We start from the raw sequence: 20,416 nt of genomic DNA, 5'->3' as shown, positions 1-20,416 counted from the left end.
ACGAAAAAGCCCCGGACGGGGCCGGGGCTTTCATCTGGGTCCTGGAGGCAGGAATCAGGTCGCTGGCGGCACGAAATCGTCCAGCAGCGTCAGACCAGCTGTATTCTCGGTATCTTCAGGAGCGAGACGAGCAACTGCCGTATAAACTCCACCGGCTGCGAGACTGATTTCACCGGAACGGAAGAGCACCTCGGTGCCATCGGCGGAGGTGATAAACACGACATAATCACCGGCCGGCACTCCAAGATAGCCCGACGAGTCCCCATAGGCGAAGTCATCCAGTGCCGGCATGGCATTGCCCTGGTTGGTACCGGCGTCCGCCGCAGGAACCAGGAATACATCCACCAGCGGTGCTTCTACCGCGCCGTGGATAACCCGGAGGCGAGCCTCTGTGGCAATACGGCGGTTGTCGTCTGCAAAGGCCAGGGCTTCGAGTGTTCCCGCCCCTACAGAACCGGCTGCCAGAATGGTCAGAAGGCTACCGTTATCGAGGGCCAGGTCTTCATCCAACACCGCAGTCAGTTCACCAGTTGCTGTCACCGCGACGCGGTTATCGCCGGTCTCCAATCCCACGTACTCGCCCAGTCTGGCGAACGTCGGCACTGTCTCACCGAAGGCCACGTCGGTAGCGGCTGCGGAACCGTCCGGGTCTTCGTTCAGATAAATATCAACATTAGGTGCATCTGAAGAGTTGTGAACCGCGCGAATGCCTGCTCCGGTATCCTTGTCCAGAATTTCAGACGTCTCGCTGCCATTAATCACTAGCAGGCTGACCGGAGACTGGCCGTACACCGTGTTATCGATAGCGGCAATCAACAGATCAGAGCCTGCAGGCAATTCGACGGCACCGCTGTCATACACCACATCGGTGCTGCCCTCGGCGGTCACCCGGATCTGGTAGGTTCCGGCGTCCAGCTCCAGCGGCCCAACGGAATCACGGAATGCAAAACTGAAAGCGGGTTCTGCTGGCAGGTCGGCGCCATCAGCGGTCACATAAACAGACACAGCCGGCACCAGGCTGTCAGCCGCTGGTGACAGGTGGGCCACCCTCAAGCGAGCCGAGTTCGGATCATCCCGCTGGCCATCGTCTGTCAGCACCACCGGCTCGATGTCGCTGCCGCCAACGGTACCGGTCGCAATAATATCGTATCGGGTGTTTGCCTCAAACCGGGTGCTTCCGACCTCGATGACGGTCAACTGATCGCCTGTTGGTAAGAGCGCATCAACATCAACTGAATAATTGCCGCGATTTGGCCGCAAGGTCGCAGCCTGCTTGAAATCCGCACCGGTAACCAGTGCCTCGCCATTGAAACTGACGTTAACAGAAGGGGCGTCGGATACGGCATGAACAACCCGAACATCGGTTCTTGGAGTACTGCTCGAACCATCAAAACAACCAGAAAGCAAAACGCTGCCGGCCATCAAAACCGGTAAAGCCACTATCGTTTTCATTGTCGCTGTTCCTCACTGTACAAAGCTTGACGATCGGTTTATTTGGTTCGAACCTGCATCAGTTCAGTCCCTGACTAATGCGTCAAAGCAATCTACGGGGAGGGTAAAAAAACGGATTCACAATTTTTTACATTCGAGCTCACGAATGTGAGCTGAATACAATTTTCTCTATGCTGGCAGGCACTCAGAAACGATCCTCTACACGCGTCATTTTATCGGAAGACATGACACCTCCTCGGCAATTGTGCGCGAACAGCATCTGAAATTTTCGCCAATCCGTACCTAGACTAAAGTGATTAGCGCGCAGATAGGCGATCGCAACATCATAATAGGGATGTAAAGTTTTACCACCGAGAGACAGGCACCATGGATCAGCGGCACCGCACGAAAACCCTGAAGCTGACAACGCTTTCCCTTGTCGCCCTGTTCGTCCTGGCTGGCTGCAGCTCTACCCGCATGGCCTATCGCTATGCGGACTGGGGTGTGGTTTGGTGGGTAGAAGATTATGTCACCCTGAGCCGGGCGCAGAAACAGCAGCTGAACCAGGACCTGGATAGCCTGCGCCAGTGGCATTGCTCAACGGAGCTACCCCGCTACCGCGCCTGGCTGGACGAACTTGAGGCCGACATAGCCGATGGCGCACCGGATATCGACACCATTGAGTATCACCAACAACAACTACTGGTCTTTGTACCGGACTTGTTGGATAGAGCCGTACCAGTGGCTGTGAATCTGCTGGCCAGTCTGTCTGATGATCAGGTGACCGAGTTGGCTCGAAACATGGCGGAAGATCAGTCTGAGCTTGAGCAGGAAATGCTGGCTGGTGACCCGCAGCAAACTGCCAAGGCGCGGGCAGAGCGAACCGCCAAACGGGTTGAACGGTGGCTGGGCAGCCTGAATGGGCAGCAGCAGGCTCTGGTTGAAGAATGGTCTGCTGATCGAGGCCGGCAGACGGAAATCTGGTTGCAGGGCCGCGAAAACTGGCAACAGGCCCTGCTGGAGACCTTGGAAAACCGGGGCCAGCCCGGTTTTGAAGGAGCTATCCGAGAACTGGTGGTTAACTCAGAGGAAGCCCGGGGCCCGGAATACCAGGCCATGATGACGGAGAGCCAGCAAGCCATGGCGAACCTGATGCATGAATTGATCCAGGCTGGCGATCAACAGCACCGGGAGCACCTACAGGCCCGGGCAAGCAAATTGAACCAGGACTTCACCGCCCTGACCTGCTCCTGATCTGGCCAGCTAACCACCAGACACAAAAAAGGGCCGAAGCTAACGAACTCTCCGGCCCTTTTTCGTTTCGGCGGATATTAAACCGTCAGGTAACCACCATCAGCATTAATGCAGGCGCCGGTGGTGTAGCTGGAAGCATTGGACACCAGGTACAGAACCGTACCGGCCATTTCGTCCGGATCTGCCACCCGCTTCATCGGAATGTGGGCCATGGCCTGTTTTTTGATGGCTTCGTTGGTGGTCAGGGCACTGGCGAACTTGGTGTCGGTCAGGCCCGGCAGCAGGGCATTCACCCGAACATTCTGCTGACCCAACTCCATGGCGAAGGACTTGGTCATGGAAATCACCGCCGCCTTGGTCACCGAGTAGATGCCCTGGAAGTGGCCGGGATTTACACCGTTTACAGACGCCACGTTCACAATGGACCCGCCACCGTTGTTCTTCATCAACTGGGCGCCACGGGCACACATGAAGAAGTAACCACGGATGTTCACGTCCACGGTTTTGTGGAAAGCGCTCAGGTCGGTATCTTCTACCGGGCCGAAGTAGGGGTTGGCAGCGGCGTTGTTGACCAAAATATCCAGCTTGCCGTGCGCTTTGGCAATATGCTCCCACACCGCTTCAATCTGATCCATTTCACCGATGTGGCAAGCGAAGGCCTCGGCGCTGCCACCATCGGCACGGATACTACTGGCCACGGCTTCACAACCGTCAATCTTGCGACTGCTGACGATCACGTGGGCGCCGTAGTGGGCCAGTGTGCGGGCGATGCTCTCACCGATGCCGCGGCTGGCACCGGTTACCAGGGCGACTTTGCCAGTCAGGTCGAACAGGTTTTTGTTGCTCATGGAATTCCCTCAGCTTATCGGAATGTCACCAGGGCGGGGTCTTCCGCTTCCAGGTGGCTATAGTTGTTGAATACGGCCAGGCTGCGCCGGGGGCCGGAAAACAGAATGCGGGACACGCTGGTGTTGGCAATCACGTTGTTCATCTCCAGCGCCTTGTGGTCGGACAAATCCAGCAGGTGCTGGGCAATCACCGCAATGGGCCCGCCGGAGGTTGAGACAATCACGTCGGCACCGTCCGCCAGCTCAATCAGTTGATCCAGCGCACTGCTCACCCGCTGCCGGAAACACTGCCAGGACTCCGCGTATTCGTGGTCGTGTTCACCACTCACCCAACGGGCGACCGCTTTTTCAAAGGCCTGTTGAAACGCTCTCGCCGGTTTCGGGAAACTCGCCAGGTCCCGGGCCATCACCTGTTTGTCCGCCCATTCCGGGCGCAGGCGCTCCACCACTTCAACGTGATCAAACTCGTTCAAGCCTTCCATCACCTGCATATCCGGCAGGCTTGCACCGTAACCGGTGGTGATCGCTTCCACGGTTTCCCGATGGCGCTGCAGGTTACCGCCAAAAATGGCACCCGGCTCCACCTTGTCCGCCAGCCAGCGGCCCAGGATCCTGCCCTGCTCCCAGCCCCGCGGAGAGAGCTGGTCGTAATTTTCCTTGCCGAAACTGGCCTGGCCATGGCGCACCAGATAGATCGTGGCCATTACAGGGAACTCTCACTAATCAGGCGCTGGCAACGCTTCTCGAGATAATTGGCAGCGTGGCCGAAGGCAGCAAAACGCTTGTCTTTGGTCTGGCCGTGGTAGAAGCGGTAATAAATTTGCTGGATGATCACCGCCAGTCTGAACAGGCCATAGATTTCGTAAAAATCGAACTTTTCGGCACGAAATCCCGACTTTTCCATGTAATAGTCCACCACTTCCTTGCGGGCCAGCATGCCCGGGCGATGGGTGGGCTGGCGCCGTAGCATCTGGAATGGGCCTTCGTCGTCCGCTTCAATCCAGTACGCCAGGCTGTTGCCCAGGTCCATCAGCGGGTCACCGATGGTGGCCATTTCCCAGTCCAGCACGCCAATCACTTCAAACGGGTTGTCCGGGTTCAGCACCACATTGTCGAAACGGAAATCGTTGTGGATGACCACCTGAGCGATATCATCGGGCATTTTGTCGTTCAGCCAGGCCATCACTTGTTCAAAGTCACCAACATCCTCGGTGCGGGCCTTGCGGAAACGGTCACTCCAGCCTCCAATCTGGCGCTGCACGTAGCCGGCACCCTTACCCAGTTTGTCCAGGCCGGCTGCCGTGGCATCCACGGTGTGCAGGTCTACCAGCTTGTCGATCACGTTCAGGCACAGCTTGCGGGTGTCTTCGGCACTCAGCTCGAAATCCTTGGGGAAATCCTGACGCAGGATGATGCCCTTGAGCCTCTCCATCACATAGAAATCACACCCCAGTACGCTGTGGTCATCGCAGATGGCGACAATGTTGGGCACATAGGGGTAAACCGGCTTCAACGCGTCCATCACCCGCGCTTCCCGCAGCATGTCGTGGGCGGACTTGGCAATCTTGCCGAACGGCGGCCGGCGCAATACGTAAGACTGCTCGCCGTAGTCCACCTGATAGGTCAGGTTGGACGCGCCGCCGGGATACTGTTTGATACTCGGCTGCCCTTCCAGGCCGGGAATGGCCTGCTTCATGAACTGGTCGACGGCGCTGATATCCAGCTCTTCGCCTTCCCGGATGTCTACGGCCTGGTCGATCTGAGTCATTCAATCTCTCCTGTGATGTATTCAGGCGTTCGCCTTGCCACCCATCTTGCTCATCCAGCGCTTGGTTTCCTGGTGCATCAACCAGTCAAACGCCCAGGGCGCATGGCGCTTGAGCATCCACATACGGCGCTCTTTGGCGTGGGGCAGTACCCAGAAGTCTTTGTCTTTCACACTGCGGAAGATATCTTCGGCCACGTCTTCGGCGGTGATGTTGGACCGCTTCATCAGTTTGTTGACGTTCTGCTGAATGCCGGGAATATCTGAGCGCATGGTACTGGCCAGGTTGGTCTGGAAAAACGCCGGGCACACACAGCTGACGTGAATACCGGAATCCCGCAGCTCCTGGCTGAGGGTTTCAGACAGGGCAATCACCCCGGCCTTGGAAACATTGTAGCTGTCCATCAACGGCGCCAGCATAAGCCCGGCCATGGAGGCCACATTCACAAACGCGCCGGAACCCTGTTCCTTGAACAGCGGCGTAAAGGCTTTGCAGCCACGCACCACGCCCAGTACGTTGATATCGAGGATCCACTCCCAGTCGCCGATGGTGGTGTCTTCGATGGAGCCTGCGGAGGCAACGCCAGCGTTGTTGACGACAACGTCCACGCCGCCCCATTTCTGAACCAGGTCATCACGGACTTTCTCGAAGTCGCTCAGGCGGCGAACGTCGCATTCAACGAAATAGCCCTCGCCCCCAGCGTTGTTCAGTTCCGCCTCAACGGCAACGCCCTGCTCCGGGTTAATGTCCCCAATGCAGACTTTCGCACCCTCTTTGGCATACCGCAATGCAATCGCCCGGCCCAGGCCACTGGCCCCGCCGGTTATAAATACCCGTTGTGTCATCGGTGTTTCTCTCCGTTATGTTTATGTTCTGGAGTTCGTGTTCTTTGTTTTGGAGTAGGAGCTGCTACCGGATAGGCCTTTCCAAAACACGCTGTGAATACGTCCGTGTACGCTCTGCTCCGCCATCCATGGCTCCGCAAGGTTTTGGAAAGGCCTACCCGGCATCAGCTCCCAAACAGTTGCGTTAGCTGTTCAGAATTCCCTGACCATGTCTGATGGAGCAGGTGGGAGAAGCTTTCTGAAACTGTGCGGAGCCAGGGATGGCGGAGCCCAAGCGCCACATGGATGTGCCGAAGGAGCGTGTTTCAGAAAGCTTCTCCCACCTGCTCCCGGCACTCAATGTTTGGGTTACAGGCTCAGGACTTATACTTCCGAAGCTCCAGCCGAGCCACCATCGCCCGATGAACCTCGTCAGGGCCATCGGCCAACCTTAATACCCGAGCGTAACCGAACAATGCGGTCAGCGGGAAATCATCGTCACTGACACCGGCCCCACCGTGAATCTGAATCGCATCATCCACAATCTGCTGCAACATCGCCGGCACCACCGCCTTGATCATCGACACCTCCTGCAGCGCGCCCATAATGCCCTTGGTATCCAACGCCCAGGCACACTTCAACGTCAACAAACGCGCCTGCTCAATGTTCATGCGGGCATTGGCGATGACATCCGGGTTGCCACCCAACTTGGCGATGGGCCGACCGAAGGCTTCGCGGGTCATGGCGCGCTTGATCATGATCTCCAGGGTGCGTTCGGCGGCGCCGATGGCGCGCATGCAGTGGTGTACGCGGCCCGGGCCAAGGCGGCCCTGGGCGATTTCGAAGCCGCGGCCGGGGCCGGCGATGATGGCGCTTTTGGGCAGGCGTACGTTGTCGAACAACACCTGGCCGTGGCCGTAGGGTTCGTCGTAGGCCCCGAAAACCGGCAACATGCGCTCAACGGTGATGCCCGGGGTGTCCAGCGGCACCAGCACCATGGAGTGGCGGCGGTGTTTCTGGGCGTCCGGGTCTGTCACGCCCATGAAAATACCCACTTTGCAGTCCGGATGGCCGATACCGGTGCTCCACCATTTACGGCCGTTGAGCACCACTTCGTCACCTTCAACCATCGCGGTGGCTTCCATGTTGGTGGCGTCGGAGGAGGCAACCGCCGGTTCGGTCATGCAGAAGGCGGAGCGGATTTCGCCGCTCAGCAGTTTCGGCAGCCACTCGGCTTTCTGTTCTTCAGAGCCGTAGTGGATCAGCACTTCCATGTTGCCGGTGTCCGGCGCGTTGCAGTTGAAGATTTCCGGGGCGATGAAGCTGCGGCCGGTTTCTTCGGCAATCAGGGCGTAGTCGGAGTTCAGCAGGCCGCAGCCGTATTTGTCGTCCGGGAAGAACATGTTCCACAGGCCCTGGGCCTTGGCTTTTTCTTTCAGTTCTTTGATGATCGGCAACACCACCCAGCGGTTTTCCAGGGAGGCAAGCTCCTTGTGGTACTGCTCTTCAATGGGAAAGATCTCGTCACGCATGAACTGCTTCACGCGCTTGAGGTAATCCTGGCCTTTTTCGGAAATATTGAAATCCATGGTGCAGCTCCTCGCGCTTGCCTGCCCCAACCGGGGCGCACTTTTGTTCAGATGGAAAACAGTCTAGGAGCCAACGCGCTATTACGCGACTGAATTGTTCTTATCGTTTATCATTACCCTTACTTATTCCGAAACCGGACGCGCCTTATGGCCCTGAATCGACTGGACCTTAACCTGCTGCATGTTTTCGATACCATTTATCGGGAGGGCAGCCTGACCCGCGCCGCCAGGGCGCTGCACCTGACGCAGCCCGCGGTGAGCCATTCCCTGGCGCGGCTGCGGGATCACTTTGATGACCCATTGTTTACCCGCCAGGGTAACCAGATGGTGCCCACTCCGTTAGCACGCCGGTTTCTGGAGTCGATGCGGCCGGGACTGAATCAGGTGCAAAGCGCGGTAAACCAGTTCCACGCCTTTGATCCGGCCAGTCAGCGCAAGACTTACACACTGGGGTTGCGGGATGTACTGGAGTCTACCTTTCTGCCCCAGTTGATGGGCAAACTGGCACCCTACCCTGACATGGAGATTGTCTCCCAGCGGATACCAAGGCGGGATATGGAAACCCAGTTAGCCGCCGGCAAACTGGATTTCGCCATTGATGTATTGCTGCCGGTCAGCAATCAGACCAGCCATGAACTGCTTCGGCAGGACCGCCTGGTGGTGTTGGCGCGCAAGGGGCACCCGGCCATTAAAGACGGGCTGGATATGCCGGCGTACCTGAAGGCAAAACATGTACTGGTTTCGTCCCGTACCGAGGGCCCGGGTATTGAGGACTTTGAGCTGTCCCGGCACGGCGTGCAGCGCAGCATAAGGCTGCGTTGCCAGCACTATTATGCTGCCTGCCGGGTGGTGGAGAATTCCGACTTGCTGTTGACCATGCCGGAAACCTACGCACGGATCATTGCCGAGCGGGGGGAGATAGAAGTGATGAGCCCGCCGGCACAGATGCCCTCCATTGATGTGCATCTGTACTGGCACAAGGCTTATGAGCGGGAGCCTGCGCTGGTGTGGTTCCGGGACCTGCTACGCAGCCTGCCACAACATCAGTAGGCGGCTACCAGGGCAAGGAAGCCGAAGAAACCGGCAGCGGTAATGCCCAGGGAAAGCACTACAATACCAAAACCCCACCAGATGGCGGCGGCGTCTGACACAGGCACGTCGTGGCCCCGCAAGGTGCGATAGAAAGCCCAGGGGCCGAGCACAAACGAGCCCACGACAGCAAATACCAGGCCAACTGCAATGCCGGCAAAGGTCCAGGTAGCCAGCACCATGGCCCGATCCGAACTCTGCTCTTTTACACCGTGGTGTTCCAGAAACTTTTTGCAGAAGAACCACAGCAGGGCAAACAGGGCAACCACAAAGACCAGGCCGCCAACAAGCGTAATAATCCGGTACAGCACAGAGTTATCCTTTACATTTAGGTGGTCAGTCCGGGAACACGGGCTCCGGCAGGCACTCAAACCCCGGCTTGGCGAACAGGTAGCCCTGATAGAGCGCAATTCCCTGGGAGCGCAGCCAGAAGTATTCCTCTTTGGTTTCTACGCCTTCCGCGATAATCCGACCACCAAGATGGCGCATCATGGTGATGATTCCAAGCACAACCGCCTGTTTATTGGAATCGTCATGAATATTCCGCACCAGCGCCATATCCAGCTTCAGGAGATCCGGCGGGCTCAGCATCATGATGTTGTAGCGGGAGTAACCGGCCCCGAAATCGTCAATCGCAGTGCTGAACCCCATGGATTGGTAGGCTTCAATAATGGAGGACAGATGCTCCACCGAACTGAGGTCTTCGTTTTCAATCATCTCGAAGATGATTTTCCGGGTATCAAAGTTGTAGGTTTTCGCCGCAGCCAGAGTGGTCCGGATGCAATATTCAGCCTTGTACACCGCGTTCGGCATGAAGTTGATGCTGAGAAGCGGCTGCATGTCGAGCTTGGCTGCCAGCTTGACCGCTTTGACCCGGCAAATCTGGTCAAACGCATAACGGTTGTTTTCATTGACCCTGGACAGCACCGACATGGCGCCCTCTCCTTCGGGGCCGCGCACCAGCGCCTCGTAGGCAAACACCGTTTTGTTGTCCGCGTCCACGATGGGCTGGAAAGCAAAACTGAACGCAAAATCCAGACCGTTCCCACAGGCACACTGCTCACAATGTGACTCATCAAATAGTACTTCGGGTTTATTCACACGGGCTCCGGAACAAAAAACAGATACATGTCACTTGAAGCTTAAAAGAATCAATTAGTTTCCACTATAGCTATCAACCAACGGGTCGTAAAACTTCGTCAATTAATTAAAGCCACCACCACTGGCATCTGCCAGCCCGAGGACTACACTGGGGTTGTTGCTCAAAACCCGCAAACACCGCACGTTAGGAGGCTCCGGAATGGCCCAGACCACTCGCATCGCAGTTACCCCCGGAGACGGCATCGGCCCGGAAGTTGTCGCCGAGGCAGTCCGTTGTCTGGAGACCCTGCGCGCGAAGCACAACCTGGCACTGGAATGGACCCGATTTCCCTGGCCATCCCATGCCTGGCACGAAGAGTACGGAGAATCCTGGCCGGAAGACGCGCTTACCCAGCTAAAGGCCTATGATGCCATCCTGCTGGGCGCCCTGGGCGATCCCGGCCCTATGGACGACACCAATCGGTACCTCCTGCCAGACAGCATTTCCCTCGCCCCCCTGCTGGACATGCGTAAAGGTTTCGACCAGTGGGTGTGTGAACGCCCTGCGCGACTGTTGCCCGGCGCCAGGCAGTACCTGAAAGATGATCGCGCCAAGGACATCGATATGCTGGTGATTCGCGAGAACAGTGAAGGCGAGTACGTCAGTCAGGGCGGGCGACTGCGTCAGGGCAAGCCAGACGAAGTGGCCACCCAGATGGAGGTCTTCACCCGCCGGGCCACCGAACGGATCATCCGTTACGGCTTTGAGCAGGCCCGCAAGCGGGCTGGTGAGCGGGTGCAGGAAGGCCGTACCCGCGCCTTCCGCACACTCGATGGCCGAAGCTGTGAAAGCCAGGTGTGTCTGGTGACCAAGCGCAATGCCTTGCGTTACTGGGGTGACATGTACACCGAAGTCTTTGAGGAAGTCAGCCACGACTTTCCCGACGTCGCCACCCATCACGAACTGGTAGACGCCGCCTGCATGAAGTTTGTTCAGTGCCCCTGGGCCTTTGATGTGGTGGTGGCCAGCAACCTGCAGGGCGATATCCTGACCGACCTGGCAGCCGTCTTGTCTGGCGGCATGGGCGTTGCTCCCTCCTGCAACCTCAACCCGACCGAACCGAACATGCCGTCCATGTTCGAGCCCACCCATGGCAGCGCACCGGATATTGCCGGCCAGGGCATTGCAGACCCCACCGCCATGCTGTTTACCACGGCACGCATGCTCGATTGGCTTGGCCGTAAAGACCCCAAACTGGCACAGGCCGGGAAGGAGCTGTTCGACGCAGTAGCCGCTGACCTTGCCGAACAGGGTAACCAGCAACGGGCTACCAGCCAGATTGGCGATGCCATTTGTAAACGCCTGCAGGCCTGACTAGTCTGCTAAAGAGGTATTTCATTCACTTCGGGAGGTGCCCATGACCGACCACAAAGGCAAATTGTCTCCCCTGCTCAAGCAGGCTACCGGCATTACTGCCGCCAAGGGCGAAGGCGCCTATATTATTGACCCCGAGGGCCGTCGGTATCTGGATTTCACCTCCGGCATCGGTGTCACCAGCACTGGCCATTGCCACCCGAAAGTGGTGGCCGCTGCCCAAAAACAGGTGGCTACCATGATTCACGCCCAGGCCACCACGGTGATGAACCCCAGGCTGCCGGAACTGGCGGAAAAACTCGGAGAGCTGACACCAGACCCTCTGAATGCCTTTTTCTTCTCCAACTCTGGCACCGAGGTGGCCGAGGGTGCAGTTCGACTGGTTCGCCAGGCCACCGGACGACCCAACGTGATTGTATTCCATGGCGGTTTCCATGGCCGCACCATGGGGTCATTGTCCATGACCACCTCCAGCGTTGCCCTTCGGGCCGGTGTCAGCCCGATGATGGGTGGCGTTGTGGTTGCCCCCTTTCCACACGCTTTTCACTATGGCTGGAGCCTGGATGAAGCCACCGACTTCTGCCTGCGGGAGCTGGACAGAATCTTCGTGACCTATTCCGCCCCCAAGGAAACCGCCGCCATGCTGATTGAGCCGGTTCAGGGTGAAGGCGGCTACGTACCCGCCAACGCCCGCTTCCTGAAGGGCCTTCGGGAACGGTGCGACAAACACGGTATCATGCTGGTGTTCGATGAAGTTCAGGCCGGCTTCGGCCGCAGCGGCAAGTTCTGGGCACATGAGCATTTTGGTGTAACCCCGGACGCCATCATGATCGCCAAGGGCCTGGCCAGCGGCTTCCCGATCTCTGCCCTGGCGGCTTCCGAGGAAACCATGTCCAAAGGCTGGCCCGGTTCACAGGGTGGCACCTACGGAGGCAATGCCGTGGCTGCGGCGGCGGCTATTGCTACCATTGATGTCATTCGCGAAGAAGGCCTGGTGGAGAATGCAGACCGCATGGGCAAACGCCTGTGGGACAACCTGCACGCCCTGAAAAAGGATTATCCGGAGATGGCCGATGTCCGGGGCAAAGGCCTGATGGTAGGAGTTGAAATGCGCCGGGGCGACTGCCCCGATGGCGAACGCGCCGGCAAGATCCTCAAGGAATGCGAAAACCGGGGGTTACTGATGCTGCGCTGCGGGCCTTACCAGGAAATCGTCCGATGGCTGCCGCCACTGATCGTCACCCAGAACCAGATTGATGAAGCGACCGGCATCTTCGAGGAGGCTCTGAAAGCCACCGCCTGAGACCCATTTCGAGAAACGAAAAGGCCGGATGACATCCATCATTCGGCCTTTCTCACAGAACCTATCCTGGAACCGCGGCGGTATCATCTGTCGGCGGTGACAAACTCCAGGCGCCCGGGAGCAACCCGGATATCCACGGGTACAATGCCCAGCATCCGCTGGGCAAAGTCTTCTTCATTGAGGCGATACACCGGCATGGTTTCCAGCATCTGGGCCACCACCCGCATCACGTTGTCCGTGACCGGCGCCAGGTCGCCCTTGAAAAAGGGTGAATCAATGGAGCTCTCCAGAAGCTGGAGCCGGCGGATGTACACCGCTTTTTCCTGACTGTCATACACTGGTGCACCTTCAACCTTGAGCGCCAGGTCCACCGGCAGCTTGGCCATCAGTGCATTCAAAGCCACCTGCCCTCGAAGATCAATCACCGCCACATCGCGACCATCCGGCCCCAGGGTAATATCTGCATCACTAAGACTCAGGCTGAGCGGCGATCCACTCTGCAAATGCTGCCGATCATAGTCGGCCACGGCCCGCTTGAGATGCCGCTCAATCTCGCCCTCGGAGATGGCATAAGGTGAAATGCTCGCACAACCACTGGCCAGTACCGCCAGCACCAGAACCGGGAACCAGGCCCGAACCTGCATGAATGTTTTCATTTTTCTTCCTCTGAAACCGAGCCCCCTATCCTGCGGCAGGCATGCCTTCCACGCAAGCCGTGTTGATTAACGATTGGTGAGGGAGTCAGTCGTTCTCAGCACGGGCCTGCACGGTTGGGGTCAGCCGTTCATCAAACGTTACGGTCAGCACGATGGGCTGACAGCACACCTGGCAATCCTCGACATACTCCTGTTCAGCCACCGAGGGGTCGACGCTGATTTCCAGCGTCTCCCAGCAGTAAGGGCATTGAACGAGAACTGAATCAAGCGCAGACATGCGAGCTCAGAACTGCTGCTTGGCCATCCAGGGGATGATCCGGTCGAACGCCTCTTCCATCCGCTCACAGGTCGTCGAGAAACTGAAGCGCAGGGCATTGGTGCAGTGCTCACCGAAGGCGTCACCCGGCACCACACATACCCCGGTTTCCTTCAGCATCCGGAGCGCCAGATCAGAACCATCCACATGGGGCGGCAAATCCGGAAAAGCGAAGAACGCGCCGCCGGGCTTGTAGCCGGTCAGATAGGGAGTCTGGTCGATCAGCTCCACAATCTTGTCCCGACGCTCGCGATAAATATCCACCATGTCGCGCACGCACTGCTGGTCTGCCGTCAGGGCAGCCACACCGGCAAACTGCGACGGTGTATTGGCCACCGAGGTGGTAAACATATGGTAGCGCCGTAGCGACTTGATTGCCGCCTGGCTGGAGATGACCCAACCAACCCGCAAACCCGCCATGCTGTAGGTCTTGGAGAAGCTGCTGATGCACATGATGTTATCCAGATCCATAGAACAGTTCAGGACGCTGGCAAAATCATCATCATCAAAGATCAGGTGGTCATAGACCTCATCTGCGTATACCTGAATCCCGCGATAGGCGCACTCCTCGAGAATCGTCTCGACCGTACTGCGGGGATACACCGCTCCGGTCGGATTGTTGGGGTTATTCAGGATAAGGGCGAATGTCCGTGCCCCCATGGCCCGGATCACATCATCCGGGTCCAGCTGGTGGTTGTTCTCAGCCCGGGTGGGCACAAACTTCACCTCACCGCCGGTCATCCGGATAAGGGGTGCATAGAGCAGGAACGACGGGTCCGTCACGATAAACTGCCGACCGGGCGCCGAAGTCGCCGAAATGGCCAGGTACATGGCCTCGGTGGCACCGCTTGTCACCAGAATATTATCGCGGGTGAGCTTGCGATTGTAGCGCTTGCCATAGTAATCCCGCAGGGCCACCAGCAGTTCCGGCAGGCCGGCATCCATGGTGTAGCCGGTTTGGCCGGCGTTCAGCGCGTCAATGTAGGCATCAATAATATGCTTTGGTGTTGGCAGGTCTGGCTGCCCTATCGACAGGTGAATCACATCCTTCATGGTGGATGCCATATTCACCAGCCGGCGAATCCCCGAAACAGGAATGGCCTGCATGGCCGGGTTCCAGCTGGCCTTGGTCTTGCGGTATTTCACTTTCCGCGGCTTGGTCTCGCCGGTATCCTTGTTCGCGGATTCCGCCATACGCACCTCCCGATAACAGGGTAAATAAAGACCTACCCCTGCAGGTTAGTCAGTAAAAATCAGCGGTACAAGGCCCGTGGGACGAAAGACTGAACAAAGCCGCCGAGGCAATGGATCCGTCAAGCCAGGTTGACCCACACCCACTCGCCTACCAGACTACAACGATGGACTAAAACTAATCGTTGCGATTCCTGCGGAGGTGAAATGACAGCGTCCAACAAACCGGTTGTCACGGTTCTGACAGCGCCTGGCGAGGCACCGCCTCCCGGCATAGAAGCCGTTCAGGCCAGAGCGGAAGTTCGCTTCGCCTGCGATGAACAGACACTCCGGGACACCCTGCCCGGCACCGATGTCATGATGGTGACTGATTTCCGGACTGAAGCTCTGGAAGCCGCCTGGCCAACCGCAGACCGGTTGAAATGGATTCACGCCACCAGCGCCGGTGTCGATGCACTCATGTTCCCGGCGCTGATCAAAGGCGACGTTACCGTGACCAATGCCCGGGGCATCTTCGACCGGACCATCGCCGAGTATGTGCTGTGCAGCATTCTGATGTTCGCCAAGGATTTCCCCCGGTCCATCCGCTTACAACTGAAGCACGAGTGGAAGCATCGAGACACGGAGCGGGCCGAAGGCAAGCAGGTGCTGGTGGTGGGCGCCGGCTCCATCGGCCGCCAAATCGGCCGACTGGTTAACGCCGCAGGCATGCATGCCCATGGCATTGCCCGCACACCCCGGCAGAAAGACCCGGACTTTGTAGCGGTGCACGGCAACGATGAATTGTATGACCAGCTGAGCCATGCGGACTTTGTGGTGATTGCCGCACCACTGACACCGCAAACTGAGGGACTGTTCGACAGCAAGGCGTTTGCGGCGATGAAGAAGTCGGCCAGGCTGATCAATATTGGCCGCGGGCCCATTGTGAAGACGGATGACCTGATCCAGGCGCTGGACGACGGCGAGATTGCCGGCGCGGCCCTGGATGTGTTCGAGGAGGAGCCATTGCCGGAAGATCATCCGCTTTGGGAGCGGGAGAATGTGATCATGACGGCGCATATGGCGGGCGATTTCATCGGCTGGAAGCGGGCGCTGACGGACCAGTTCCTGGAGAACTTTGACCGCTGGCACAAGGGTGGCGAGCTGTTCAATCTTGTTAACAAGGAGCTTGGGTACGCCGGTTAACCTTTGTGATCGCCGCTCGGGTTCTTTGCCTTTTGGTTAAAGCCCGGAGCGGCTAACCGGTAGGGCTTTCCAAAACACGCTCCTTCGGCACATCCATGTGACGCTTCGGCTCCGCCATCCATGGCTCCGCAGAGTTTTGAAAAGCCCTACCGGTCATCCGCTCCTACGAGTTTGCCGTTCAACATAAGTTCTCGCCTATGCCTCTCTGAATCCACGGATGGAGTCAGATTGAGCGTGTTGGGTGATGCCGTCCAAAACCTTGCGGAGCCAGGGATGGCGGAGCAGAGCGTACAGGGAAGTATTCACAGCGTGTTTTGGACGGCATCACCCAACACGCTCCCACTCCGAAACCTACACCCGATTGGCCGCAGAAAACTCCCGCTGCAACGGCAACAAATCAAAAACGCGAGTCTCGTCGTTGGGGTCCACCAGCTCTGTGGCGGACTTGTATACCCGAGGCGTGGTGTAGAGCATTTTCAGAGCCTTGCCATGAGGCATCGCCATATAGCGCTCAGGCTCATTCTCCTCCAACCACTTCCGAACCCGCGGTGCCATGTTGTGGGCCATCTTCGGAAAGAAATGGTGTTCGATGTGATGACTGAACCGGAAATGCAATCGATCAAGAACCGGATTGCTGCGCAGGCTCATAGAGTTATCCAACGGATTGTTTGTGGGCGTTTGCGGCCGCAGGAAGTGATTGGTCAGGATATAGCCCTGCCCCAAGGCATTGGCCGTCATGAACGGAATCAGCACCGTGAACACCGCCAGCGGGCCCGAGACAACCGCCAAAGCAACCCACAACGCCAGACACAGAAACACCTGAGCAATGGCCAGATTGCGGTTAAAGCCCTTGAACTGCTTTCGATGTTTCGCCTGAATCCACAGCACCAGTTGGGCGTGAAAAGTGAACGAATAAGTCAGGAACAGATAGCTGTACCAGGTGCTTGAACCCGGCGCCAGCTTGTGAAACTTCTTCTGCCCGGGATTGGTTTTATAACGGCGCAGCGTGCCGAAGCTGTCCGGATCTGTATCTCCGGTGTTGGTATTACCGTGATGCACCACGTTGTGCCACTTACGCCAGAACTCCGGCGGCACCATCAACGGACCAAACCCCAGCCAGCCAAAAAAATTCTGCCAACGCCGGCTCATGCCCAATGCCCCGTGCAACACCTCATGAGCCAACAAAGCCTGGCAACCAATGGTATGCCCCACCAGCAACGCCAGGCCAAGATTGGCATACCACGGCAACCCCGCCATCAGAATCGCCGCTAGCCCACCCCAGATAATCGCCTGCAGGGGCAAGAACCAGATCACCCGCCAGGTCTGGGCCTTGAACGTATCAGCGGGAAGCTCCTTCTTCATCCGGTCCCGAAGCTCCCGCTCGTCCGGCTTACCATACACCACGGCCTCCGCCGCTCCCGGTTTCACTGCTGCGTTCATTTTGCACCTTTGCTTAGTTGAATTTCGACAATAATAAATTTACAGCGTACATGTGTGCGCCGAATTTATAACAAGAAAATCAACTAAACAATGGCTACAGCGGATTTTTGTTAATCATTCCAGACATAGGGGGTTACATATGTACTCTAAATTCACTGCCGGACTACGGGGGAGAAGGTTGGAGGGCTTTTCTGAAACCCTGCGGAGCCATGGATGGCGGAGCGGAGCGTACACGGACGTATTCACAGCGTGTTTCAGAAAAGCCCTCCAACCTTATCCCTGCCGCCAAAACCCGAGAACAAAAAAGGAGCCCGGAGGCTCCTTTTCTCGATAAGAACTCAAAAATCTGAAAGTCAGCCCCCCGAAAGCGACTGCTCCGAAGGATCAAGCTCCATCTGCTGAATGGCAATCACCGCCTGAGTCCGGTTACGAACACCCAGCTTGCGGAACACCGCCGTGATGTGCGCCTTGATGGTAGCCTCAGACACATCCAGATCATAAGCAATCTGCTTGTTCAGAAGCCCCTCAGCCAACATACCCAACACCCGGAACTGCTGCGGCGTCAAAGACGCCAGGCGCTCCGAGAAATCGGTGGATTCAGACTGCATCCGCTCAATCTTGTCGGCTATGCCCTCAGGCAGCCAGACATCGCCTTCCAGAACCGCCTGAATGGCCAGGGTAATGGTTGGCAGCGGTGCACTCTTGGGAATAAACCCGGAGGCACCGTAGTCAATCGAGCGACGCATGGCCTGCAAGTCTTCGGAGCCAGACACAACCACCACCGGCAACCCCGGATACTGGCCTCGCATGAACACCAGCCCCGAGAAACCATGGGCACCCGGCATATTCAGATCCAGCAGGATCAGGTCTGCATCCGGGTGCGACTCTACCGCCGCCTGCAGTGACTTGATGCTGTCGACCTCTACAGTCTCGACATCCGGCACCGCCTGATTGACCGCTTGTTTCAATGCAGCCCGAAACAACGGGTGATCATCAGCGACGATAATTGTTTGTGTCATTCAACAGATTCCTCACAGGTTAGGGCTGTCAACCGCCGGCGTTACTGGAACGCCCGGCTGCTGATCAGATCATCCACTACGCCCGGATCAGCCAGGGTAGACGTATCACCCAACTGATCGTGCTCGTTAGCAGCAATCTTACGCAAAATCCTGCGCATAATCTTGCCAGAACGAGTTTTCGGCAGTCCAGGCGCCCATTGAATCACATCCGGAGACGCAATCGGGCCAATTTCTTTACGAACCCACTGAACCAGCTCCTTCTTCAGCTCGTCCGATGGCTCCTCACCCTGTACCAGGGTCACGTACACGTAGATGCCCTGCCCCTTGATTTCATGGGGGTAGCCAACCACCGCAGCCTCGGCCACCTTGTCATGAGCCACCAGGGCACTCTCAACCTCGGCAGTACCCAGGCGGTGGCCGGACACATTCAGAACGTCATCCACACGGCCAGTGATCCAGTAGTAGCCGTCTTCATCGCGACGGGCACCGTCGCCGGTGAAGTACATGCCCTTGTAGGTGCTGAAGTAGGTCTGGATGAACCGCTCGTGATCACCGTAAATGGTGCGCATCTGACCCGGCCAGCTGTCCAGGATGACCAGGTTACCCTCGGTCTTACCTTCCAGGATGTTGCCTTCGTTATCCACCAATGCCGGCTGAACGCCGAAGAACGGCTTGGTGGCGGAACCCGGCTTCAGGTCGACCGCACCAGGCAGCGGAGAAATCAGAATGCCGCCGGTCTCGGTCTGCCACCAGGTGTCCACAATCGGGCACTTGCTGTTACCAATGACCCGGTGGTACCACTCCCACGCCTCCGGGTTGATCGGCTCACCCACCGAACCCAAGAGTTTGAGGCTTTCGCGGTTAGTGCCGTCCATACAGGACTCACCCTGGGCCATCAGCGCACGGATGGCGGTGGGCGCGGTGTACAGGATGTTGACCTTGTGCTTGTCGACAACCTGGCCCATGCGGGAGCTGTCCGGGTAGTTGGGCACACCTTCAAACAGCAGGGTGATGGCGCCATTGGCCAGCGGGCCGTACAGAATGTAGCTGTGGCCGGTTACCCAACCAAAGTCGGCGGTACACCAGTAAACGTCACCGTCGTGGTAGTCGAACACATACTGGTGGGTCATGGAGGCATAGACCATGTAACCGCCAGTGGTGTGCAGAACGCCCTTCGGCGCACCGGTGGAACCGGAGGTATAGAGCATGAACAGAGGGTCTTCCGCCTTCATCGGCTCCGGCTTACACTCGGCCGGCGCATCTTTGATCAGGTCTTCGTAACGAACGTCACGGCCTTCGGTCCAGGGGACTTCTTTGTTGCCGGTGTGGGTAACCACGATCACCTTGTCGACCTTGGCGTCTTCCTCGTGCTTGAGCGCGTGATCCACGTTCTTCTTCAACGGGATGGCACGGCCACCGCGCAAACCTTCATCAGCGGTAATCACAAAACGGGATTTGCCGTTAACCACCCGGGCCGCGAGTGCTTCCGGGGAGAAGCCACCGAACACCACCGAGTGAATCGCACCGATCCGGGCACAGGCCAACATGGCAACCGCGGTCTGCACGATCATCGGCATGTAGATGGTGACCACATCACCTTTCTTAACGCCCTGGGCTTTGAGCGCATTGGCAAACTTGCAGGTCTCTTCGTAAAGCTCCCGGTAGGTAACGTTACGGGATACCGAAGGATCGTCACCTTCAAAGATGATGGCCGTCTGATCGCCGCGTTTCTCCAGGTGGCGGTCCAGACAGTTGGCGGAGGCGTTCAGTACACCGTCTTCAAACCATTTGATGGACAGGTTGTTGTAATCGTAGGTGCTGTTCTTGACCTTGCTGTAGGGCTTGATCCAGTCAAGTCGCTTGCCGTGCTCACCCCAGAACGTATCCGGGTCTTCTACTGACTGGCGATACATTGCTTCATACTGCTCTTTGCTGACCAGTGCACGCTCTGCAACTTCCGGACTCACCGGATATACCTGTTTATTAGTCATTGTGCTCCCCCTTAATCAGAGTCTGTTGTCATTGTCGGTTTTTTAAATTCAGGGTGATC

19 protein-coding genes are annotated in these 20,416 nt (G+C 57.6%); 5 read left to right on the top strand and 14 right to left on the bottom strand.

The features are described from left to right. Nucleotides 1-54: 54 nt before the first annotated feature. On the bottom strand, nt 55-1,452 hold the full coding sequence (locus tag RVM24_RS01490) for a DUF4397 domain-containing protein (protein ID WP_431474848.1): 1,398 nt from the start codon (nt 1,450-1,452) through the stop codon (nt 55-57). A 366-nt stretch (nt 1,453-1,818) separates the two neighbouring features. On the opposite strand from RVM24_RS01490, the gene RVM24_RS01485 reads away from it, so the two are divergent. Then, nucleotides 1,819-2,685, top strand: a complete 867-nt coding sequence (locus RVM24_RS01485) for a DUF6279 family lipoprotein (protein WP_431474847.1) — start codon at nt 1,819-1,821, stop codon at nt 2,683-2,685. A 77-nt stretch (nt 2,686-2,762) separates the two neighbouring features. On the opposite strand, the gene RVM24_RS01480 is transcribed toward RVM24_RS01485, so the two are convergent. The 5 genes from RVM24_RS01480 to RVM24_RS01460 form a co-directional block, all read right to left on the bottom strand. Then, nucleotides 2,763-3,533: an SDR family oxidoreductase gene (locus RVM24_RS01480; RefSeq protein WP_431474846.1), complete on the bottom strand. Its 771-nt coding sequence runs from the start codon at nt 3,531-3,533 to the stop codon at nt 2,763-2,765. 14 nt (nt 3,534-3,547) lie between these two features. Beyond that, nucleotides 3,548-4,237, bottom strand: a complete 690-nt coding sequence (locus RVM24_RS01475) for a histidine phosphatase family protein (protein ID WP_431474845.1) — start codon at nt 4,235-4,237, stop codon at nt 3,548-3,550. After that, nucleotides 4,237-5,301: a phosphotransferase family protein gene (locus tag RVM24_RS01470; RefSeq protein WP_431474844.1), complete on the bottom strand. Its 1,065-nt coding sequence runs from the start codon at nt 5,299-5,301 to the stop codon at nt 4,237-4,239. Before RVM24_RS01470 ends, RVM24_RS01475 begins: the two co-directional genes overlap by 1 nt. A gap of 21 nt (nt 5,302-5,322) precedes the next feature. Continuing rightward, nucleotides 5,323-6,144, bottom strand: a complete 822-nt coding sequence (locus RVM24_RS01465; protein ID WP_431474843.1) for an SDR family oxidoreductase — start codon at nt 6,142-6,144, stop codon at nt 5,323-5,325. 356 nt (nt 6,145-6,500) lie between these two features. Continuing rightward, nucleotides 6,501-7,712 (bottom strand): acyl-CoA dehydrogenase family protein, encoded by a 1,212-nt coding sequence (locus tag RVM24_RS01460; protein WP_431474842.1) that lies wholly within the window; start codon nt 7,710-7,712, stop codon nt 6,501-6,503. Nucleotides 7,713-7,859: 147 nt separating this feature from the next. On the opposite strand from RVM24_RS01460, the gene RVM24_RS01455 reads away from it, so the two are divergent. After that, nucleotides 7,860-8,762 (top strand): LysR family transcriptional regulator, encoded by a 903-nt coding sequence (locus tag RVM24_RS01455; RefSeq protein WP_106693559.1) that lies wholly within the window; start codon nt 7,860-7,862, stop codon nt 8,760-8,762. On the opposite strand, the gene RVM24_RS01450 is transcribed toward RVM24_RS01455, so the two are convergent. Both RVM24_RS01450 and RVM24_RS01445 read right to left on the bottom strand, forming a co-directional pair. Then, nucleotides 8,756-9,112, bottom strand: coding sequence for a hypothetical protein (locus tag RVM24_RS01450; protein WP_431474841.1), 357 nt, complete (start codon nt 9,110-9,112; stop codon nt 8,756-8,758). The genes RVM24_RS01455 and RVM24_RS01450 overlap by 7 nt on opposite strands. 25 nt (nt 9,113-9,137) lie before the next feature. Further along, nucleotides 9,138-9,902, bottom strand: coding sequence for an EAL domain-containing protein (locus RVM24_RS01445; protein WP_208622790.1), 765 nt, complete (start codon nt 9,900-9,902; stop codon nt 9,138-9,140). 199 nt (nt 9,903-10,101) lie between these two features. On the opposite strand from RVM24_RS01445, the gene RVM24_RS01440 reads away from it, so the two are divergent. After that, a complete protein-coding gene (locus RVM24_RS01440; protein WP_431474840.1) occupies nt 10,102-11,256 on the top strand; it encodes an isocitrate/isopropylmalate dehydrogenase family protein in 1,155 nt (384 codons plus the stop codon). Between the two features lie 43 nt (nt 11,257-11,299). Continuing rightward, on the top strand, nt 11,300-12,559 hold the full coding sequence (locus RVM24_RS01435; protein ID WP_058090647.1) for an aspartate aminotransferase family protein: 1,260 nt from the start codon (nt 11,300-11,302) through the stop codon (nt 12,557-12,559). Between the two features lie 83 nt (nt 12,560-12,642). Here the strand turns inward: RVM24_RS01435 and RVM24_RS01430 are convergent, their stop codons facing one another. The 3 genes from RVM24_RS01430 to RVM24_RS01420 form a co-directional block, all read right to left on the bottom strand. Beyond that, a complete protein-coding gene (locus RVM24_RS01430) occupies nt 12,643-13,215 on the bottom strand; it encodes a DUF1439 domain-containing protein (RefSeq protein ID WP_058090648.1) in 573 nt (190 codons plus the stop codon). A gap of 85 nt (nt 13,216-13,300) precedes the next feature. Then, nucleotides 13,301-13,492 (bottom strand): CPXCG motif-containing cysteine-rich protein, encoded by a 192-nt coding sequence (locus RVM24_RS01425; RefSeq protein WP_058090649.1) that lies wholly within the window; start codon nt 13,490-13,492, stop codon nt 13,301-13,303. Nucleotides 13,493-13,498: 6 nt separating this feature from the next. Further along, complete coding sequence (locus tag RVM24_RS01420) at nt 13,499-14,725, bottom strand: pyridoxal phosphate-dependent aminotransferase (RefSeq protein ID WP_058090650.1); 1,227 nt, start codon at nt 14,723-14,725, stop codon at nt 13,499-13,501. A gap of 204 nt (nt 14,726-14,929) precedes the next feature. Here RVM24_RS01420 and RVM24_RS01415 point away from each other — a divergent pair, with 204 nt between their 5' ends. Continuing rightward, nucleotides 14,930-15,907, top strand: coding sequence for a D-2-hydroxyacid dehydrogenase (locus tag RVM24_RS01415; RefSeq protein ID WP_286922252.1), 978 nt, complete (start codon nt 14,930-14,932; stop codon nt 15,905-15,907). A 351-nt stretch (nt 15,908-16,258) separates the two neighbouring features. Here RVM24_RS01415 and RVM24_RS01410 read toward each other — a convergent pair whose 3' ends face one another. From RVM24_RS01410 to acs, 3 genes are all read right to left on the bottom strand, one after another. After that, nucleotides 16,259-17,347, bottom strand: a complete 1,089-nt coding sequence (locus RVM24_RS01410; RefSeq protein WP_431474839.1) for a fatty acid desaturase family protein — start codon at nt 17,345-17,347, stop codon at nt 16,259-16,261. Nucleotides 17,348-17,700: 353 nt separating this feature from the next. Further along, nucleotides 17,701-18,366 carry a LuxR C-terminal-related transcriptional regulator gene (locus RVM24_RS01405; RefSeq protein ID WP_058090659.1) on the bottom strand — a complete coding sequence of 222 codons (666 nt, stop codon included), beginning with the start codon at nt 18,364-18,366 and terminating at the stop codon, nt 17,701-17,703. Nucleotides 18,367-18,407: 41 nt separating this feature from the next. Beyond that, on the bottom strand, nt 18,408-20,357 hold the full coding sequence (acs, locus tag RVM24_RS01400) for an acetate--CoA ligase (protein ID WP_431474838.1): 1,950 nt from the start codon (nt 20,355-20,357) through the stop codon (nt 18,408-18,410). Between the last annotated feature and the right edge of the window lie 59 nt (nt 20,358-20,416).

Source organism: Marinobacter sp. KM021 (assembly GCF_050707965.1).
Lineage (GTDB): Bacteria > Pseudomonadota > Gammaproteobacteria > Pseudomonadales > Oleiphilaceae > Marinobacter > Marinobacter shengliensis.
Note: the sequence above shows the minus strand (reverse complement) of the source record. Positions and strands in the feature narration are given on the sequence as shown.

Coding starts and splice junctions, on each gene's coding strand:
- RVM24_RS01440 (WP_431474840.1), top strand. CDS start 10,102: ATGGCCCAGACCACTCGCATCGCAGTTACCCCCGGAGACGGCATCGGC.
- RVM24_RS01410 (WP_431474839.1), bottom strand. CDS start 17,347: ATGAACGCAGCAGTGAAACCGGGAGCGGCGGAGGCCGTGGTGTATGGT.
- RVM24_RS01485 (WP_431474847.1), top strand. CDS start 1,819: ATGGATCAGCGGCACCGCACGAAAACCCTGAAGCTGACAACGCTTTCC.
- RVM24_RS01415 (WP_286922252.1), top strand. CDS start 14,930: ATGACAGCGTCCAACAAACCGGTTGTCACGGTTCTGACAGCGCCTGGC.
- RVM24_RS01420 (WP_058090650.1), bottom strand. CDS start 14,725: ATGGCGGAATCCGCGAACAAGGATACCGGCGAGACCAAGCCGCGGAAA.
- acs (WP_431474838.1), bottom strand. CDS start 20,357: ATGACTAATAAACAGGTATATCCGGTGAGTCCGGAAGTTGCAGAGCGT.
- RVM24_RS01475 (WP_431474845.1), bottom strand. CDS start 4,237: ATGGCCACGATCTATCTGGTGCGCCATGGCCAGGCCAGTTTCGGCAAG.
- RVM24_RS01405 (WP_058090659.1), bottom strand. CDS start 18,366: ATGACACAAACAATTATCGTCGCTGATGATCACCCGTTGTTTCGGGCT.
- RVM24_RS01455 (WP_106693559.1), top strand. CDS start 7,860: ATGGCCCTGAATCGACTGGACCTTAACCTGCTGCATGTTTTCGATACC.
- RVM24_RS01490 (WP_431474848.1), bottom strand. CDS start 1,452: ATGAAAACGATAGTGGCTTTACCGGTTTTGATGGCCGGCAGCGTTTTG.
- RVM24_RS01430 (WP_058090648.1), bottom strand. CDS start 13,215: ATGAAAACATTCATGCAGGTTCGGGCCTGGTTCCCGGTTCTGGTGCTG.
- RVM24_RS01460 (WP_431474842.1), bottom strand. CDS start 7,712: ATGGATTTCAATATTTCCGAAAAAGGCCAGGATTACCTCAAGCGCGTG.
- RVM24_RS01435 (WP_058090647.1), top strand. CDS start 11,300: ATGACCGACCACAAAGGCAAATTGTCTCCCCTGCTCAAGCAGGCTACC.
- RVM24_RS01480 (WP_431474846.1), bottom strand. CDS start 3,533: ATGAGCAACAAAAACCTGTTCGACCTGACTGGCAAAGTCGCCCTGGTA.
- RVM24_RS01470 (WP_431474844.1), bottom strand. CDS start 5,301: ATGACTCAGATCGACCAGGCCGTAGACATCCGGGAAGGCGAAGAGCTG.
- RVM24_RS01425 (WP_058090649.1), bottom strand. CDS start 13,492: ATGTCTGCGCTTGATTCAGTTCTCGTTCAATGCCCTTACTGCTGGGAG.
- RVM24_RS01465 (WP_431474843.1), bottom strand. CDS start 6,144: ATGACACAACGGGTATTTATAACCGGCGGGGCCAGTGGCCTGGGCCGG.